At 70.8% G+C, this 19,676-nt stretch carries 13 protein-coding genes; all 13 read left to right on the plus strand.

Going from position 1 to position 19,676, the window contains the following annotated elements; translation table 11 throughout:
• Positions 1–11: 11 nt before the first annotated feature.
• The gene (locus tag ACIQM4_RS09690; RefSeq protein WP_401588502.1) at positions 12–782 is read left to right on the plus strand and encodes a thioesterase II family protein; all 771 of its coding nucleotides are present in this window, start codon (positions 12–14) and stop codon (positions 780–782) included.
• Complete coding sequence (locus tag ACIQM4_RS09695) at positions 779–1,150, plus strand: acyl carrier protein (protein ID WP_401588505.1); 372 nt, start codon at positions 779–781, stop codon at positions 1,148–1,150. The genes ACIQM4_RS09690 and ACIQM4_RS09695 overlap by 4 nt, the downstream gene beginning before the upstream one ends.
• Entirely contained in the window at positions 1,147–2,547 is a 1,401-nt protein-coding gene (locus tag ACIQM4_RS09700) for a cytochrome P450 (RefSeq protein WP_401588508.1), read from the plus strand. Before ACIQM4_RS09695 ends, ACIQM4_RS09700 begins: the two co-directional genes overlap by 4 nt.
• A 74-nt stretch (positions 2,548–2,621) precedes the next feature.
• Positions 2,622–2,834 carry an MbtH family protein gene (locus tag ACIQM4_RS09705; RefSeq protein ID WP_401588510.1) on the plus strand — a complete coding sequence of 71 codons (213 nt, stop codon included), beginning with the start codon at positions 2,622–2,624 and terminating at the stop codon, positions 2,832–2,834.
• The gene (locus ACIQM4_RS09710) at positions 2,831–3,610 is read left to right on the plus strand and encodes a thioesterase II family protein (protein WP_401588513.1); all 780 of its coding nucleotides are present in this window, start codon (positions 2,831–2,833) and stop codon (positions 3,608–3,610) included. The genes ACIQM4_RS09705 and ACIQM4_RS09710 overlap by 4 nt, the downstream gene beginning before the upstream one ends.
• Positions 3,607–5,412, plus strand: coding sequence for a non-ribosomal peptide synthetase (locus tag ACIQM4_RS09715; protein WP_401588515.1), 1,806 nt, complete (start codon positions 3,607–3,609; stop codon positions 5,410–5,412). The genes ACIQM4_RS09710 and ACIQM4_RS09715 overlap by 4 nt, the downstream gene beginning before the upstream one ends.
• A complete protein-coding gene (locus ACIQM4_RS09720; protein ID WP_401588518.1) occupies positions 5,409–6,638 on the plus strand; it encodes a cytochrome P450 in 1,230 nt (409 codons plus the stop codon). Before ACIQM4_RS09715 ends, ACIQM4_RS09720 begins: the two co-directional genes overlap by 4 nt.
• Entirely contained in the window at positions 6,635–7,372 is a 738-nt protein-coding gene (locus ACIQM4_RS09725; RefSeq protein ID WP_401588521.1) for a thioesterase II family protein, read from the plus strand. The genes ACIQM4_RS09720 and ACIQM4_RS09725 overlap by 4 nt, the downstream gene beginning before the upstream one ends.
• 94 nt (positions 7,373–7,466) lie before the next feature.
• Entirely contained in the window at positions 7,467–8,465 is a 999-nt protein-coding gene (locus ACIQM4_RS09730) for a TauD/TfdA family dioxygenase (RefSeq protein ID WP_401588524.1), read from the plus strand.
• A 129-nt stretch (positions 8,466–8,594) separates the two neighbouring features.
• The gene (locus ACIQM4_RS09735) at positions 8,595–9,671 is read left to right on the plus strand and encodes a phosphopantetheine-binding protein (protein ID WP_401588527.1); all 1,077 of its coding nucleotides are present in this window, start codon (positions 8,595–8,597) and stop codon (positions 9,669–9,671) included.
• 5 nt (positions 9,672–9,676) lie between these two features.
• Entirely contained in the window at positions 9,677–9,907 is a 231-nt protein-coding gene (locus ACIQM4_RS09740; protein WP_401588530.1) for an MbtH family protein, read from the plus strand.
• Positions 9,904–18,381: an amino acid adenylation domain-containing protein gene (locus tag ACIQM4_RS09745; protein ID WP_401588533.1), complete on the plus strand. Its 8,478-nt coding sequence runs from the start codon at positions 9,904–9,906 to the stop codon at positions 18,379–18,381. The genes ACIQM4_RS09740 and ACIQM4_RS09745 overlap by 4 nt, the downstream gene beginning before the upstream one ends.
• Positions 18,378–19,676, plus strand: a complete 1,299-nt coding sequence (locus tag ACIQM4_RS09750; RefSeq protein WP_401588536.1) for an MFS transporter — start codon at positions 18,378–18,380, stop codon at positions 19,674–19,676. The genes ACIQM4_RS09745 and ACIQM4_RS09750 overlap by 4 nt, the downstream gene beginning before the upstream one ends.

The following is a 19,676-nucleotide window of genomic DNA, read 5'->3' on the forward strand; positions in this document are numbered from 1 at the left end:
GCGAAACAACGATGTTCAGAGATCTCCGGAAGCGTCCCGGGACGTCCTCCAACGGGCCGACCGAGGAGCTGACCTGCTACTTCCTTCACCATGCGGGCGGCTCAGCCGCCGGCTTCATGGCGCTGGCCCAGGCCTTCCCGCCCGGCTGGCGACTGCGCGCCGTCGACCTCCCGGGCCGCGGCGCTGCCTCCCACCTGCCGCACTGCCGTGACGCGGCGGAGGCCGTGGAGCTGCTCAAGCCCGCCTTCCTGGCCGAGGCGGACGGCCCGTACGCCGTGTTCGGGCACAGCATGGGCGCCCTGATCGGGTACGAGCTCGTCCGGGAGCTGGAGCGGGCCGGCCGGCCGCCGGCCTGGCTCGGGGTGTCCGCGATGCCCGCGCCCGCGCTGGCGTGCGCCCGCTTCTCCGAGCGCCGTGACCTGTGGTCGCCGGAGCGGTTGATCGGCTTCATGCGGAGCCTGGGCGGCACTCCGGAGGAGATGCTGTCCGACCCCGAGACGGCGGACTGGATGGTCGGCGTCCTGCGGGGCGACCTGCACCTGGTGGACACCTACGAGTACGCGCAGGGACCGCCCGTCACCGTGCCGATGTCGGTCTTCATGGGCGTCGACGACGAGATGTCCACGCCCGAGCTGATCGACGACTGGCAGTCGTACTGCACCCGGCCCGTGCGGTTCCACTACCTGCCCGGGGGCCACTTCTACCTGTTCGAGCAGGCCGAGGGCCTGGCCCGGTGCATGGCCGAGGACATGGCGAAGGTCAGGGAGACGGCGCCGCTGTGAGCAAGGCCCGCCCGAAGTACGAGATCGACACCGACCGACAAGGACAAAGACAGGCAATGGAATCGTCACCGAGCGCCGTCCGTCAGCACGCCGAACAGGGCGAGAAATCGCAGCAGCCGAACACATCCCAAGCCCCCTCCAATGCACCTGTGCAGGAAATGGCGGAGCTGTGGGCGTCACTTCTCGACCGCGAGGTCGCGCCGGACGACAACTTTTTCGAAATCGGCGGCAATTCGCTGATCGGCATCCAGATTCTCGAACGGATTTCGCAGACGTACGGGGTCCGGCTGTCCGTACGTGACTTCTACCTGGCGCAGTCCCCCGCCCGGGTGGCCGAGCTGATCGAACCGGGCAGGTCCCGGACATGAGGCTGACACCGGGCGCAGGCCACGACGTCGACCTCGACGATGTCGATCTGCTCGACCTGGACCTCTACACGTCGGGCGATCCGCACCGGATCTGGGACGCAATGCGGGCGAGGGCGCCGCTGCACCACCAAACACTGGCGGAGGGCCGGGAGTTCTGGTCATTGACCCGCTACGACGACGTCTGCCGGGTACTGGGCGACCACCGGGAGTTCACCTCCGAACGCGGCACGGTGATCACTCATCTCGGGGAGGACGACGTCGCCGCCGGCGTGCTGCTGACGTCCACCGACCCGCCCCGGCACACCGAGGTCCGCAGGCCGATCGCCCCCAAGCTCACCGCACGCGCGGTGAGGTCCTGGGAGGACGGCATCCGGCGGGCGATCGTACGGTTCCTCGAACCGGCCGTCGAGAGCGGCACCTTCGACCTGGGCGAGCAGGTGCAACGCCTGCCCGCGATCGTCACGGGCCCGCTCCTGGGCATCCCGGAGCAGGACTGGGACGGACTCGTACAGCTGACCTCGATGGTGATGGCCCCCTCGGACCCGCACTTCAAGCTCGGCAGCGAAGCGGCGACCCTGGCCATCGCCCACCACGAGCTCGTCGACTACGTGACCCAGTGGGTCAAACGGCGGCGGTCGGACGGCGGCGAGGACGAGAGCCTGCTCGACCACCTGATGAGCGTCCGCGCGGGGGGCGCGCCGCTGACCGACGAGGAGATCGCCCTCGACGGCTACAGCATCCTCCTGGGCGCCAACATCACCACTCCGTGGACCATTTCGGGCACGGTGCAGGCGCTCGTGGAACACCCCGAGCAGTACGCGCGGGCCGCCGCCGACCTGTCCCTGGTGCCCAACCTCGTCGAGGAGGGGCTGCGCTGGACGTCGTCCGCGTGCAACTTCATGCGGTACGCGGTGCACGACGTCGAGATCGGCGGGGGCACGATCCCCGCCGGTGGAGCGGTCGTCGCGTGGATCGGGTCGGCCAACAGGGACGGGACCCAGTTCCCCGACCCGCACAGGTTCGACATCACGCGCGACAACGCGAAGCGCCAGGTCGCCTTCGGCTTCGGACCGCACTTCTGCATCGGGGCGCCGCTGGCCAGGATGACCCTGCGGATCTTCTTCGAGGAGCTGCTGGGGCGGTGCGAGTCGATCGAATTCGCCGGAGAGCCGCAGCACCTGCGGTCGATCTTCATCGCGGGGATGACCCAGCTGCCCGTCACCGTCCGCAGGAGGCGACCCGACGGTCGTCACCGCGGTGGACAGCGGGTCGCCGGTCCGGCGACGGCCGGGGCCGACGCCGCCGCGCGGCCTGCCGGGACAACGGATTCCGGGTGCCCGGCAATTGCCGCTGTTCTGCCTCAACAGGTGCCGGTGAAGGCCAATTCCGGGTTCTAGCCTGGTTTTCGGAGCTTCATCCGGCAGGGCCACCGTCTTTTAGCTCACCCACCCACATTTCGACCGGAGCGATGATGAGCAATACCTCATTGGAAGCAGCGGAGAGTGCCGTATGGCTGGCCGTGCGCAACGAGGAAGGCCGGCACAGCATTTGGCCTGACGGCCTTTCCATACCCCCCGGATGGAGCGAGGCCGGGCACCGCGGTGACAAGTCCGGTTGCCTGGAGTACATCTCGGAGAACTGGACCGACCCGCGCCCGGCCGGTGTGGGGCGGGTGCGGTCTTGAGCAGCCGAGAGGGCGGCCGGCAGTGGCTCGTCCGCGACACCGACCCCGACGCCCGAGCCCGGTTGTTCTGCTTCCCGGTGGCCGGCGCAGGTGCTTCCTCCTACCGCGACTGGCCCACGCGGACGGGCGACATCGAGATCTGCCCCGTCCAGCTCCCGGGCCGTGAGAACCGGTTCAGGTCCCCCGCCCACACGTCCATGGACGTGTTCGCCAAGGAGGCGGCCGACGCACTCCTGCCCTACCTGGACAAGCCGTTCGGCTTCTTCGGCCACTGCTACGGGGCGCGCCTGAGCTACGGCCTCTCGGTCGAGCTCGCCGCCCGTGGCGGCCCGACGCCCCAGCAGATCTTCGCCTCCTCCTGCCTGGCCCCCCACCGCGGTGGCTACTTCGGCGGCGGCCGCTCCGGCCCCTTCACACCGGAGACCACGGACGAGGAGTACATGGAGGAGCTGCGCCACGGCTGCGAGCAGCGCGGCGAGCCCACGCCCCCGGACGAGCTGCTCGCCATGGCCATCCAGGTGCTGCGCGCCGACATCGCACTGACCTGCGGCTACCAGCCGTCGGGCGCGGGCAGCACCCCGTTGGACGTCACCACCATCTCCTGGACCGGGGACACCCACATGCGTCCCGAGGAGATGGACGAGTGGTCGGCCTACGGAAACGTGCGGCAGATCCTGCTGCCCGGAAACGACCACACCCACCGATCGGCACCGGCGGACCTGCTCCAGGTCATCGCGGACGGTCTCCCGGAACGAACAGGAGTGCTCACACCGTGAACACGGACGACCGCCGCACCGCCCCGGGCGTGCCCCCCACCCTCACCGAGCTGTTCACCAGGTCGGCCGCAGCGCACGGCGACTCCCCGGCGGTGTCGGACGACTCCGGCCGCCGGCTCACCTACGCCGAGCTCGACCGCGCGTCGGCCGAGCTGGCCCAGCGCCTCATCGACGAGGGCGTACGCCGCGAGGACCGGGTGGGCATCCACCGCGAGCGCGACGTCGACCTCGTGATCAGCATTCTCGGCGTGCTGCGGGCCGGCGCGGCCTACGTGGCTGTGGACCTGCGCTACCCGAAGGCCCGGCGCGAGCTCATGCTCAGCGCGGCCGACGGCCGGCTGACCCTGGTCGGCCCCGGCGAGCGGGAACAGCTCGGTGCCCAGGTGCGCACCCTGGTCTGGGAGTACGACGCCGAACGCGCCCGGGCCGACGCGCCGGGGGCCGGCCTGCCCGACAGTGCCCCGCAGGACGCGGCGTGCGTGCTGTTCACCTCCGGCTCCACCGGCACCCCCAAGGGCGTCGTGGTCGAGCACCACAACCTCGTGCACTTCGCGGTCAATCCGCTGCTGCCGACGCTCAGCCCCGCCGACCGGGTGGCCCAGATCGCGAACATCTCCTTCGACACCTTCCACTGGGAGCTGTGGAGTTCGTTCTGGGCAGGCGCCGAGATCGTCATGATGCCCTCGGTGCCCGACCTGGTGAAGGGCGACCCGGGACGCGAGCTGCGCCGCCGCCGGATCACCGCGCTGCTCTCGCCGACCATGGCCTTCAACCACATCGCGGCCGAGGACGCCGACGTGTTCTCCTCGCTCCGCGTGCTGCAGACCGGTGGCGACGTGGTCCGTCCCGCCGCCTGCCGCGACGTGCTCGCGAGCAAGTTCTCGGGTCAGCTGGTCAACCTGTACGGGCCCACCGAGGGAACCACCGCGGCCACCGCGTTCACCATCACCGACGTCGCGCCGGACGCGACGAGCGTGCCCATCGGCGCCGGTCTCGCGGGTGTGCAGCTGCACGTCCTCGACGAGCGGCTGCGCCCGGTCCCCAAGGGAACACCCGGCGAGCTCCACATCGGCGGGGCGGGCGTGACCCGCGGCTATCTGCGTGACCCCGCGCGGACGGCGGAGCGGTTCCTGCCCGACCCGTTCGGCACCCCCGGGTCCGTGATGTACGCGACCGGCGACCTCGTCAGCGAGCGCCCCGACGGCGTACTGGACTACCTCGGCCGCAACGACGACCAGGTGAAGATCCGCGGCTACCGGGTCGAGCCGCGCGAGGTGGAGCGTTCGCTGCTCGCCTGTTCCGGCGTTCTCGACGTCGCCGTGCTGCCGCAGGGCGAGGGCCAGGACAAGCGGCTCGTCGCGTTCGTCGTGCCCCAGGGCCGGACCACCATGCCCGAGGTGCGTGCGTACGCCGAGGCGACCGTCCCGGACTTCCAGGTGCCCTCCGAGTTCCTCCAGGTGCCGGAGATCCAGTCCACCCCGCACGGCAAACGCGACACCGCTGCGCTGCTCGATCTCCTGGGCGACCGGGACCGGCGCCGCAGCGACTACGTGGCTGCGCGTACGGACAGCGAGCGCTACCTCACCACGGTCTGGGAGGAGCTGCTCGGCACCGAGCGGATCAGCGTCAACGACGACTTCTTCGAGCTCGGCGGCAACTCGATGCTGGCCTTCCGCATGAGCCGCCGGATCAACCGGGACCAGGAGGCGGGCATCGGTCTGGAGGACGTGCTCGGCAACACCGTGCTGTCCGACATGGCGCTCGCCCTCGACGCGTCGCGGAGCAAGGGAGAGGACGAATGACCCAGCTTCTGATGTCGGCCGCCGACATCGACCTCAACGACACCGAGGCCTTCGTCACCGGCGACCCCCACGAGTTGTGGGCGCGGCTGCGTGCGGAGGACCCGGTCCACTGGAACCCCACGCCCGAGGGCGGGTTCTGGGCCCTGACCAAGTTCGACGACGTGCTGATGGCCTTCCGGGACACCGAGACGTTCAGCTCGGAGCACGGAACCGTCATCGGCGGCTCGTTCCGCAACGAGGCCGACACCGCCTCCGGGCGCATGCTCGTCACCTCCGACGCCCAGCGCCACCGGCAGCTGCGCCGCCGGATGCACCGGGTGTTCTCCGCGAAGATGATCGAGCGGGTGACCGAGACGGTCCGCGGGCGGGTCGCCGTCGTGCTGGACAGGATGTGGGCCGACGGCGGCGGCGACTTCGCCACCGACGTGGCCCGCGAGCTGCCGGCCGGTGGCCTGATGGCCCAGCTGAACATCGGGCACGCCGACGCGCTGCACCTGCTGCGCCTCACCCAGACGATGATCGGGTACCGGGACGAGGACCACACCCTCGGCATCGCGCACGAGGGGCTGCGGCTCGCGACCGCCCAGGCGGACGTCTTCGACTTCTTCCTGGACCTGATCGCCGAGCGCCGGGCCCGGCCGGGCGACGACGCGGTGAGCATCCTGCTCCGGCCCGAGCCGGGCGAGCGCGACCTCGACGAGGACACGCTCCTGTTCAACCTCATGAACCTGGCCATCGGCGGCAACGAGACGACCCAGCACAGCGCCAGCGGTGGTCTGCTCGCCCTGATGGACGACCCGGCGCAGTGGGAGAGGCTGCGGGCGGACCAGAAGCTGATCGGCACCGGTCTGGAGGAGTTCGTCCGCTGGACGTCCACCGCCTCGTACGTGCAGCGGCAGGTCACCAGGCCCGTGGAGGTGCGCGGTGTGCAGCTGGCCGAGGGCGACTCGGTCACGCTGTGGACGGCGTCCGCCAACCGCGACGAGGACCAGTTCCCCGACCCGAACCGGTTCGACCTCGGCCGCACCCCCAACCGCCATGTCGGCTTCGCCAGCGGTCCGCACCACTGCATCGGCGCCGCGATGGGCCGCACCGCGCTCGCCGCCCTGCTCCAGGGCCTGCGCGAGCGGCCCGGCCGACTGGTCCCGGCCGGCCCGACGACCCGGCTCCGGTCGAACTTCATGCTCGAGTACAAGAGCGTGCCGGTCGAGGTGACCGCGGTATGACCGTCTGGACCCTGCGGCCGGTGCCTGCCGACGGCGACTACCTGGTCCTCGGCGTGCCGTACGCGGGCACCGGGGCGGCCTCGTTCAAGACGTGGCCGCGAGAGCTCGGGGCGGGCCGGTTCTGCGCCGTGCAGCCGCCCGGCCGCGAGAACCGGTTCGGCGAGGCGCACGTCAGCAGCCACCAGGAGTTCGCGGAGGGCCTGGTGGCGGAGATCGCCGAGCACCTGGACCGCCCGTACGCGCTGATCGGCCACTGCGGCGCGGTGCCGTTCCTGCTGCAGATCGCGGCGCACCTGGAGAAGCAGGGCCTGCCGACCCCCCGGCGGCTGTTCGCCTCCGGGTGGGGCGCCCCGCACAAGGGGCTCTACGGAAGGCTGAACTTCGTCGACCTCGACGAGGTCGACATGGTCGCCGAGATCGAGGAGCGGTGCGCGGCCCTCGGCTACCGAATGCCGCCCGATTTCCTTGAGGTGGCCGCGGAGACCCTGCTCGCCGACGTGCGGCTGCAGCGCGGCTACCGGGCCGAGGCGCTGCCCAGCCGGAGGGTCCCCGTCTCGGTGATCGGCTGGACCGAGGACGCCGTCGTCCCCCAGGCCGAGGTGTGGCCCGGCTGGGACGAGTGCGCCTCGGCCACGTACCACGTTCTTGAGGGCGATCACTGGGAGTTCCTCCGCTTCCCCCAGGAGCTGCGCGACCTCATCGAGCGCGAAATGACCGCCGCGACCAGCACGTAGACGCCCGACGCGGCTCGTGACTGCCCGATTCCACGCGACCGACCGCTGCGCGACCTTCAGCATCAGGCCCGCGTGATCGCCCAAAGGACCAGACATGCCCACTCATATGTTGAGCCACCGCATTCCCGAGGACCTCGACCGGACGAGCGTGACGCTGACCGACCGGGAGCGCGCCGACGTGCGCGCACTGGCGGAGGAACTGCACCGGTCCCCGGCCGCCGGGCAGATCGACGACCCCCGCTGGCTGGCGCAGGCGCGGCGGCACAGCTGCCGGCTGCCGGTACGGCTGCTCGAAGCCCTGCGTGACTTCCGCTCCGCGCCGGGTCCCGGAGGAACCCTGCTGGTCGGGAACCTCCCCGTCGACGCAGGGACGCTGCCCGACACCCCGACGGTGCCGGACTCCGTGGAGCGCAGGGCCACGGTGCCCGCCGCGACGGCGATGCTTCTCGGCCAGCAGCTCGGCGACGTGTTCGCCTTCCGCAACGAGAAGCACGGCGCGCTGGTGCACAACGTCGTGCCGGTCCCGGCACTGGCCACCTCGCAGAGCAACGCCGGTTCCGTCGAGCTCGAACTGCACAACGAGAACGCCTTCCACCCGCACCGCCCGGACCTCATCGGGCTGCTGTGCCTGCGCAGCGATCACGAGGGCACGGCGGGCACCCTGTTCTCCTCCGTACGGCGGGCGCGGGTACTGCTCGACGACAGCGACGTGGCGATCCTGCGCCTGCCCCGCTTCGTCACCGAGGCGCCGCCGTCGTTCCGTGCGGGCGACGCGACCACCGCGCACGCCGTCCTGAACGGTTCGTTCGACGACCCGGACATCCAGGTCGACCTCAACGCGACCAAGGCACTCGACGACGAGGCCGGCGCGGCGCTGCGCCGGCTCGGCGCGGCCCTGGCCGAGACGGCGTCGGAACTGGTGCTGCGGCCCGGCGACATGGCGTTCCTGGACAACCGCCTCGTGGTGCACGGCCGTACCGAGTTCACCCCCCGCTACGACGGCAACGACCGCTGGCTGCACCGGGTCTACGTCCACATGGACGGGCGGCCCAGTCTGTCGCACCGGATCGGCCCGGGGCCCGTTCTGGCCTAGGGGCAGCACCGAGCCCAGGCCGGGCCGGGCCCACGCCGGACCGAGCCCAGGCCGGACCGGGCCCACGGCCTGATCCGCCGGACCGCCCCCAGCCGTTCGCCCTTGAGATTCCCGTAAAGGACAAAGCATATGAACGCAGCTCAGACGGCTGTCATCCCGTCGGCCGAACCGGCGGCGCCGAGCCTGGTGCGACAGATCCTCCTGGACATCTGGAGCACCACGCTCCAGCACGACGTGAGCGTGCACGACAACTTCTTCCAAGCCGGCGGCGACTCACTGACCGCCCTGGTCACCATCGAGCAGATCAACCAGCGCCTCGGCTGGCGGATCAACATGGGCGACCTGATGCGGTTCCAGACCATCGCCGAATTGAGCGCGCAGAAGGCGCAGCCACAGGCCGCCAACACCGAGATCGCGCTGCTGCGGATGAGCAACCAGGGCTCGCGCACGCCGATCGTCTTCGTCCACGCCGGGCACGGCATGGTCGACGGTTACGGCCGGCTCGTCCGGGAGCTGGGTACGGACCGGGCCTGCTACGGGCTGCAGTCCCCCCTGCTGGTCGAAGGCGTCGAGAGCGTGCCGGACGACATCCAGGGGCTCGCCGGGCTCTACGCGGACGCGCTGCAGGACGAGTTCGGTGAGGACGAGTTCCACCTCTTCGGCTCCTGCGCGGGCGGCGCGCTCTGCCTGGAACTCAACCGCATCGCCGCGGACCGCGGGCTCACCGTCGGCCGGACGATCGTGGTCGACGGCTACATCGAACGGGGCACCGACGGTGTGATGTCCGAGGACGAGCTGATCGTGGACTTCTACGAGGGCCTCCTGCGCATGTCGGGCACCACGAAGCAGTTTCCGCCGATGAGCCCGCAGGACGCCGACCTCGAACTGGCGCTGCGCAACTCCGCCGCCGCCATGTTCGGCACGGGTCTGGGCTTCGACGACCGGGCCGAGGCATTCTGCCGCCGCCTCTACACCTCCTTCGTCAGCACCGCGCGCGCCTGGGAGTCCTACCGCCCCGAGCCCGCAGACGTCGATCTGCTGCTGCTCCTCGCGCAGGACAACGACACGCTCGACGACTGGAGTTCGGCCGTCACCGGCGAGCTGACCGCGGAGGTGCTGGACTCCGAGTTCTACGGCCAGCGGCTCTGCATCGAAGAGGCCCCGTACCTCGTGGCCCGCACCCTCAACTACCTGGGCGAGAGCTGATCAGCATGGACAGCACAGCTACCAACCCGTTCGAGGACGCCACCGGCGTTTACCTCGTGCTGCGCAACACCGCCGGTCAGTACTCCCTGTGGCCGGGATCCGTGGACGTGCCCGCCGGATGGCACACCGAGTTCGGCCCAGGACCGCGGGCGGCCTGCGCCGAGCACATCGAGAAGAACTGGACGGACCTGGGCCCCGTGCGCCCGGGTGCCGCGGCGGGAGAACTGGTCTCATGACCGAGCAACTTGAACGCTTCGCCACCCTCGCCCGGCCGGCGCAGCCGGCGACCGGCCTCGTCGGCCGCTTCGCGGAGCAGGTCGCCCGTGCCCCCCGGGCACCGGCACTGATCGCCGGGGACACCGTCGTGTCGTACGGCGAACTCGACGACCGGGCCAACAGGGTGGCGCGTCGGCTGGCCGACCGGGGCATCACGGCGGAGGACGTCGTCGCCATCCTCCTGCCCCCTTCCCCCGACCTGGTCGCCGCGCTCCTCGGCACCCTCAAGGCCGGGGCGATGTACCTGCCGCTGGACCCCCACTACCCGCCGGACCGGCTCGCCTACATGGTGGCCGACGCGGCGCCCCGCGCGCTGATCACCACCCGGGAGGCGGAGGCGGGATTCGACGGCCTCGGCGAGGTCGACACGGGCGCGGTGCTGTACCTGGACCAGCACGAGGACGACCAGCGGGACCCGGCTCCGGCCGGCCCTGCCGGTCCCTTCCTCGACCCTGTCTTCGACCCGGCCTCCGATGCGAGCTTCGACTCCGTCCTCGACCCCGCCTTCGATCCCGGCTTCGACCCGGACCGCGGCGCCTACACCATCTACACCTCGGGCTCGACCGGCCGCCCCAAGGGGGTCGTCGTCACACACCGCTCGCTCGCGAACTTCCTGGACTGCCTGACCGACCGGTTCCAGGTGCAGCCGGGTGACATCGCCCTGTCCACCACCTCGATCTCCTTCGACATCGCCGGGCTTGAGCTGTACCTGCCGCTGGTGAACGGCGCCGTGGTGCACCTGGTGCCGCGGGAGACCATCGTGGACGGCGTGTCGCTGCGCCGGTACCTGGCCAAGGCCGCGCCCACGCTGGTGCAGGGGACCCCGGCGCTGTGGCAGCTGCTGCGGGAGGCCGACTGGAGTCCGGCCGAACTCCGCGCCACGGCGCGCCTGTTGTGCGGTGGCGAGGCGCTGCCGCAGGATCTCGCCGACTTCCTCGCCGCGGGCACGGCCTCGGTCTGGAACCTCTACGGCCCGACCGAGACCACCATCTGGTCGCTCCTGGCACCGGTGGTCGCCGGGGAGCCCGTCACCATCGGACACCCGATGTGGAACACCGGGGTCCACGTCCTGGACGACTGCCTGGCACCGGTGCCACAGGGCGGGACGGGTGAGCTCTACCTCTCCGGGGACGGCCTGGCCCGCGGCTACCGCGGGCGCGGCGCGCTCACCGCCGAGCGCTTCGTGGCCTGCCCGTTCGGCGCCCCCGGAAGCCGTATGTACCGCACCGGCGACCTGGTGCGCCAACGCCCGGACGGCGCACTGGACTTCGTCGGCCGGGTCGACGAACAGGTGAAGATCCGCGGCTACCGCGTCGAACTCGGCGAGATCGAAGCGGCACTGCGCCGGCTTCCCCAGGTGGCCCAGGCGCGGGTCATCATGCGTGAGGACGTCTCGGGCGTCGCCCAGCTGACCGGGTACGTCGTACCGGCAAGCGGCCACAGCCCCACGGCCGACGAACTGCGCCGCGCCCTCGGCGCGTGGCTCCCGGCGCACATGGTGCCCTCCGGCATCGGCATCCTCGACCGCTTCCCGCTGACTCCCGCGGGCAAGATCGACCGCAAGGCGCTGCCTTCGGCGGTCCGCACCGGCACCGAGGCGGGCCGGGCTCCGAGCACCCCGCACGAGCGGGTGCTGGCCGAGCTGTTCGGTGAGGTGCTGGGGCTCAGCGACGTCAGCGCCGACGACAGCTTCTTCGACCGCGGCGGCAACTCGCTCGCCGCCAACCGCCTCGTCTCGCGCGTGCGCGGCGAACTCGGCGTCGAGATACCCATCCGCGCCGTCTTCGACGAGCCCACCCCGGCCGCCCTCGCACTGCGGCTCACCGAGGCCGACCAGGCCCGCCCCGCCCTGCGCCCGATGGAGCGCGGAGCCTCGCTGCCGCTGTCGTACGCCCAGCAGCGTCTGTACTTCCTGCACCGGCTGGAGGGCCCCAGCTCCACGTACAACATGCCCGTCGCGGTGCGGCTGACCGGGGAGCTGGACCTGGCGGCGTTGCGCGCGGCCGTCGTCCACCTCCTGCAGCGGCACGAGAGCCTGCGTACCCGGTTCGCGGAGGGGCCGCTCGGCGCCGAGCAGGTGGTGGTGGCCGGCTCCGACGCCGCCGTGGCCGCCGCGGCCGACATCACCGTGCACGAGGTCACGGACCAGGAGCTGCCCGCCGCCGTCGACGTCGCGGTGGGCCACCTCTTCGACCTCACCACCGACATCCCGGTACGCGTCGACCTGTTCCGCACCGGCGACCGCGAGCACGTGCTGGTGCTGTGCATCCACCACATCGCCAGCGACGGCTGGTCGCTGGTCCCGCTGGTGCGCGACCTGTGCGACGCGTACACCGCCCACCGTGCGGCCACCGGCCCCACGACGCCGCCGCTGGAGGTCCAGTACGCCGACTACACGCTGTGGCAGCGCGAACTCCTCGGCTCGGCCGACGACGCGGACAGCCTCATGGCACGGCAGCTCACCTACTGGCGCGAGCAGCTCACCGGCGCGCCCGAGCTGCTGGAGCTGCCCGTCGACCGCCCGCGCCCCGTCACGGCGACCTTCCAGGGCGACGTGGTGCCCTTCGAGGTGCCGGCCTCGCTCGCGGACAGGCTGACGAAGCTGGCCAAGCGAGAGGGCGTCAGCCTGTTCATGGTGCTCCAAGCGGCCACGGCGACACTGCTGACCAAGCTGGGCGCAGGCACCGACATCCCCCTGGGCAGCGTCCTCGCCGGGCGCGCCGACCGCGCCGTCGACGACAACGTCGGCTTCTTCGTCAACACCCTGGTGCTGCGCACCGACACCTCGGGCGACCCCACCTTCACCGACCTGCTGGCCCGGGTCAGGACCGCCAACCTGGCCGCGTACGAGAACCAGGACCTGCCGTTCGAGTACCTCGTCGAGGTGCTGAACCCGTCCCGCGGCACCAGCCACCACCCGCTGTTCCAGGTCATGCTGGTGCTGCAGAACAACGAGACGCCGCAGTGGCGCCTCGGCGAGCTCGCGGCGACGCACGAGGTGGTGCCCACCCGTACCTCGAAGTTCGACCTGACCTTCGAGCTGACCGAGCGGTTCACCGCCGGTGGCAGGCCGGACGGGCTCAGCGGTGAGATCGAGTACGCGACCGACCTGTTCGACCGGTCCACGGCCGAGACCCTGGTCGAGCGGCTGCTGCGGGTGCTGGGGTCGGTGGCCGACGACCCGGCGCGTCCGCTGGCGTCCGTCGACGTCCTCGGCGCGGCCGAGCGGCGCACGATCGTGCAGGAGTGGAACGACACCGGACTTCAACTCTCCGGTGCGACCTACCCGCAGCTGCTGGCCGACCAGGTGGCCCGTACCCCTGACGCCGTCGCCCTCGTCCACGAGGACACCGAGCTGACCTTCGCCGAACTCGACCGCCGGTCGAACCGGATCGCGCACTGGCTGATCTCCCGTGGCGCCGGCCGTGACGACGTGGTCGGACTCGCGATGCGGCGCAGTCCCGAGCTGCTGTGCGCGCTGCTCGGAATCCTCAAGGCCGGCGCCGTCTATCTGCCGCTCGACCCGGACTATCCGCCGGACCGCCTTGCCTTCATGATCGCGGACAGTGCTCCCGCGATGCTCCTGACCACGAGCGACGTCGTCGCGAAGCTGACCGACGAGGCGCGCCGGCTGCCCCGCCTGGAGTTCGACGACCCGCACACGCCTCACGAGTTGGCGCGCCATCGCGCCGACGCGCCGACGGACGCGGACCGCCGCGCGCCGCTGCGCCTGGACGACCTGGCGTACGTCATCTACACCTCCGGCTCCACCGGGCGCCCCAAGGGCGTCGCCGTCACGCACCGGGGCATCCCCAACCTCGCCCACAGCTACCTGGAGCGGTTCCGGCTCGAACAGGGCTCGCGGTTCCTGCAGTTCTCCTCGATCAACTTCGACCCGACCTTCTGCGAGCTGTGCTGCACCCTGCTCGCCGGCGCGACCGTCGTACTCACGTCGCCCGACGAACTGCTCTCCGCGGACCGTCAGCGTGAGGTGATGGCCCGCCACCGGCCGACGCACATCACCTTCTCGCCCACCATTCTCAGCGGGATGTCCCAGGACGCGCTCGCGGACTGCGGCAATGTGATGGTCGCCGGCGAGGCGTGCCTGCCCGCACTGGCCGCCACCTGGGCGCCGGGCCGCCGGATGATCAACGCTTACGGGCCGACCGAGGCCACCGTGGACACCCTGTACTGGGAGTGCGGCAGCGGCCCGGACGGCTTCGAGGACGCGTCGGTTCCGGTGGGCCGTCCGCTGAGCAACACCAGGGTGTACATCCTCGACGCCGCGCTGCGCCCGGTGCCGCCCGGTGTCACCGGTGAGCTGTACATCAGCGGTGACGGTCTGGCCCGCGGCTATCTCGGCAGGCCGGCCCTGACCGCCGAGCGGTTCGTGGCCTGCCCGTTCGGTGCCCCCGGCGGCCGTATGTACCGCACCGGGGACCTGGCGCGGTGGCGCGCGACCGGTGTGGTGGACTTCGTCGGCCGCGCCGACGACCAGGTCAAGATCCGCGGGATGCGCATCGAGCTCGGCGAGATCGACGCGGTGCTGAAGGGCCACCAGGAGGTGGCGCAGTCCGCCGTCGTCGTCCGCGAGGACACCCCCGGCCATCAGCAGCTCATCGGCTATGTGGTCCCCCGGGCACACGGCGGGGCCCACGACATCGAGCACGTCGACAAGTGGCACCAGATCCACGAGCAGGGCTACAGCGAGCAGCGCGACCTCGGCACCGAACAGGACTTCACCGGCTGGAACTCCAGCTACGACAACGAGCCGCTGCCCCTGGAGTACATGACCGAGTGGCAGGCTGCCACGGTCCGCCGCATTCTCGACCTGCGCCCGGCCAGGGTGCTGGAGGTCGGGGTCGGTTCCGGTCTGATCCTGCGGCCGGTCGCACCGCACTGCACCGCGTACACCGGGGTGGACTTCTCCGGCGCCCTGATCCGCACACTCGGCAGGTCGATCGAGGGCAGCGACCTGCACGACCGGGTCGACCTGCACACCATGGCGGCCCACGAGATCGGGGCGCTGGCGCCCGCCCGCTTCGACACCGTGGTGATCAACTCGGTGGCGCAGTACTTCCCCAGCGTCGACTACCTGACCGACGTCGTGCGCCAGAGCATGGAGATGCTCGCTCCCGGCGGTCGGCTCGTGCTGGGTGACATCCGCAATCTGCGGCTGCTGCGGGCCTTCGTCACCGCCATCGTCCTGCACGACGGCGCGCACGCCGACGAGTCCCTCGCCACGGTGCGGGACATCGTCGCCCACCAGCAGGAGCTGGAGAGCGAGTTGCTGCTCGACCCGGCCTTCTTCGCCCGGATCGGCGACCTGGTCCCGGACGTCGCCGGTGTGGACGTACAGCTCAAGCGCGGTGCCTTCCACAACGAGCTGACGGACTTCCGCTACGACGTGGTCCTGCACAAGCAGGGAGCGGACCTGGTCTCCCTCGCCGACGTGCCCGCGCACGGGTGGACCAGCGCCGAGGACGTCGAGACCCACCTGGGTACGGCCCGGCCGCAGGCGCTGCGGGTCACCGGGGTGCCCAACGGCCGGGTGACGGCGAAGGTGGCGACCGCGCGGCGGGTGGCCGCCGGGACCGACACTCTCGTACGCAGCCTGTCCGAGGCGGGCGACCCCACGTCCGGGGTCGACCCCGAGACCCTGTGCGAGATCGGCGCCAGGCTCGGCTACACCGTGCACCCGACCTGGACGGACACCGAGGAGGGCGACCGGTTCGACGTGGTCTTCCTCGCCGCCGGGCGGGCGGGGCAGGCGCTGACCGATGTGTTCCTGGCCCCGGACGGGGACGAGCGTCCGCTGTGGCAGCTCGCCAACGACCCGCAGGCCGCCGACCGCGGCCGCAGCCTCGCCACCGAACTGCGCCGCCACGCGGCACGGCGGCTGCCGGACCACATGGTGCCCGCCGCCGTCGTCGTACTGGACGCGTTGCCCTTGACGCCCAACGGCAAGCTGGACACCCGGCAGTTGCCCGCCCCCGAGTTCGGCTCCCGGGCGGGACGGCCGCCGGCCACGCCGCAGGAAGCTGCGATGGCGGCGCTGTTCGCCGACGTGCTCGGCCTGGCGGCGGTCGGCGCCGACGACCGCTTCTTCGACCTCGGCGGCGACAGCATCCGGTCCATCCAACTCGTCAGCAGGGCGCGCGCGGAGGGTTTCCGGATCACCCCGCGCGACGTCTTCCACGAGCAGACGGTCGAGGCCCTGGTGATCCGGGCCGCCCAGCACGCCGAGGCCCACCCGGCGGACGACGGCGCGGTCGTGGACGTCGAGGCCTGGGAGAAGATCCTGCGGACCCCCGACCCGGCCTACCCGGTCTCCGAACCCTCGCCCGCCGAGGAACGGGGGCGCCTGACCCGGCGCGTCGTCGGCGAGGCGGCCGAGCGGCTGCTGACCGCCGTGCCGCGCCTGTACCACTGCGGCCCCGAACACATCGCGGTGGCCGCGCTCGCTCCGGTGCTCGTCGAGTGGCGCCGTACGCAGCTGCCGGGGGCCGGAGCCTGGCTGCGACTGGACCTGGCCACGGCGGGCTCGCCGACCGCGCACCCGGTGCGTCTCAATCCGGGCACGCCGGACCTGGCCAGGGCGCTGGCCGAACCGCGGGAGCTGGCGCGGGTACTGAAGCGGGTCAAGGAACAGGTACGCGCGGTACCGGAAGCCGGCCATCACTACGCAGCGCTGCTCGCCGACCCCACGGCCGCACAGCGACTGTCCTCGTACGAGGCCTCGCAGGTGCGCCTGCGGGTGACACCTGCCGGTACGGGCCACGCCGACAGTGCGGCGGGTACGGCCCACGCCGACAGTGCCGCGGGTACGGCCATTGCCGGCAGCAACGCCGGTACGACGCACGCCGGCAGCTCCGCCGGTGCGGACCGAGCCGCCAACGACGTGCGCATCGGGCACGAAGGTACGGAGCCCGCTCTCAGCATCGATGTCCGGCCGGCCGGGGACGGCAAGGCTCTGGAGACCAGCTGGTCCTGGGACGCCACGCGGTTCACCGAGACCGCCGTGGCGGCGCTCGCCGACCGGTGGGCCGACTTCCTGGTCGCGCTGGCAGACCTCGCGGACCACCCGGAGCTCGGCGGGCTGACTCCTTCGGACGTCGCCCTGGTCGATGCCAAGCAGTCGACCATCAACCAGTTGGAGGCCGACTACCCCGGCCTCTGCGACATCCTGCCGCTCACCCCGCTCCAGCAGGGCTTCCTGCTGTACGCATCCGCCGACCACCACGGCCGTGACCCCTATCAGCGACAGAGCCTGTTCGAGCTGGACGGGCCGCTGGACACCGATCGGCTGCGCCGGGCGGCGCAGGCACTCCTGACCAGGCACCCCAACCTGCGCGCCGGCTTCACCCACCGAGGCCTGCAGACCCCCGTGCAGGTGGTGCAGGAACAGGTGGAGGTGGAGTGGACCGTGCAGGACCTGTCCCACCTCGCACCGGCGGAGCAGGAGCGCCGGGAGGCGGAGATCCTCGCTGCGGACCAGGGGCGCGGGTTCGACCTGTCGGTGCCCGTGCTGATGCGCTTCACCCTGCTGCGCCTCGGGCCGGAGCGGCATCGGCTGCTCGTCGGAGACCACCACATCCTGCTCGACGGCTGGTCGAACTCGCTGGTGTGGCACGAGCTGTTCGCGCTGTACCGCGGCGATCGGCTGCCGGCGGCGCCGGCTTTCCGTGACTACCTGGCGTGGCTCGCGTCGGGCGACCGCGAGGCCGCGGTGTCGGCATGGCGAAGCTATCTGGCGGACGTCGACGGCCCCACCAGGGTCCATGCGGCCAAGCCGGCGCCGGGCGTCCCGCTACGGGCCCTGAAGGCCGAGCTGACACCGGAGTTGACCGGTTCACTGCAACACCGGTGCGCCCAGGCCGGGGTGACTCTCAACACGGCCCTCCAGACGGCGTGGGGCATCGCGCTCGGCAGTCTCACCGGGCGCGAGGACGTGCTGTTCGGCAACACCGTCTCCGAACGGCCGGCCGAGATCGACGGCGTCGAGTCCATGGTCGGGCTGCTGCTCAACACCGTGCCGCTGCGCGTGCGTGTCCAGGCGGGCGAACCCGTCCGCACGACCATGGCCCGGGTGCAGGAGTCGCAGCTGGACATCTTCCCGCACCGCTCCCTCGAACTCACCGAGATCCAGCGGCTGTTCGGCACGGGCGAACTGTTCGACGCCTGTTACGTGTTCCAGAGTTACCCCGCGGATTCCCTCAACGAGAGCGGGGGCAACGGCCTCCGGATTCGTGAACGGACACTCGGCGACGAGGGGCTTCCGCATTACCCGCTGAGCATCACGGTGACTCCGGGCCGGCAAATCCAATTCACCGTCGGATACCACCCTCATCTGTTCGACGACGACCAGATCAACGAGATCAAGGAGTCCGTCATCGGTACGCTCAAGACGATCGCGGCAGGGGAAAACGGATGAAGAATTTCCTGACGATGGTGCGCGGACTTCCGTTCGCGATGAAGGTCCTGCTGGCTTCCGCCGCCGCGCGCAGCCTGAGCTCTTTCGCGATCCTGGCCTACATGCCCATCTACCTGTACGACTCGGTGGGCATGGAAGGTGCCACCATCGGCTATGTGATCGGTGGCAGCGTACTGGTCGGCACGCTTTCGGGCGTCTACGGTGGCTATCTCGCGGACCGGGTCAAGAAGATCGACCTGGTGATCGTGCTGGACATCGTGGTCATACTGCTCAATCTCAGCCTGACGACGTTCCGTGATCCGGTAGCCGTCACCGCGGTCCTTCTCCTGACCAATATCGCCTCCTGGACGATGGGCGTCGCCGGCAGCGCCCTGCTCTCCGACCTGGTGCCGTCCGAGAATCGCACCAAGGTTTTCTCGCTGCGCTACTCGTTGCAGAACATAGGTGCAGCAGTGGGCCCCTTCCTGGGAATTGCCGCGCTCGCGGCCGGGCCCGGTGGGCCGTTCATTCTCAGCGTCGTCGTCATTGGCGCCTCCTTGGTTCCTCTGCTCATGTACCGCCGCCGGTTCCTGCCTGCCGCCGCCGGTACGACGGCGCCGGCCGGGCATGCGGAGCAGAGCGCCGGGAAGCAGGACGCGGAGGAGGCGGAAGAGACTCCCAAGTTCCGTCAGGTGCTGAAGGTGATGGGGGCGGACCGCCGGCTGACCTTCTTCACGATCGGCGGAATCCTCAGCATCGTGGTCTACGGACCGCTGTTGACCTTCATGTCGCAGTACCTCGTCCTGGTCGAGGACCGCGACACCGCCTACAAGCTGGTCGCGTACATCTCCGCCGCCAACGCCATCACGGTCATCGGCGCCCAGTACGCCCTCGGCAGCCGCCTCAGGCCGGACAACCTCCTGAAGTGGCTGACCATCGGGATCGGCGCCTTCGTCGTCGGCCTGATCGCGATGTCACTGTCCACGAATGCGGCCATCATCGTCGTCGCTGTCGTGATCTTCAGCCTTGGCGAGGTCATCCTGGTGCCCGCGGAGTTCTCATTCATCGACTCCATCGCTCCCGCCAATCTGCGCGGCAGCTATTTCGGCGCACAGAACCTCATTCATATCGGTATAGCCCTGGGTCCGATTCTCTGCGGCTTCCTCCTCCAGCACTTCGCGCCGGCCGCGATGTTCTACGTCCTGATCGCCGTCGTGCTGGCCAGCTGGTGGTTCTACGTCATCGGCTGCCGGGTCACGGCAGCCCATCGCGAGCCGACACAGGCTGCCACGGAACCAGCGAAGGTGGGTAACTAG

Source organism: Streptomyces sp. NPDC091272, from assembly GCF_044757485.1.
Taxonomy (GTDB): Bacteria; Actinomycetota; Actinomycetes; order Streptomycetales; family Streptomycetaceae; genus Streptomyces.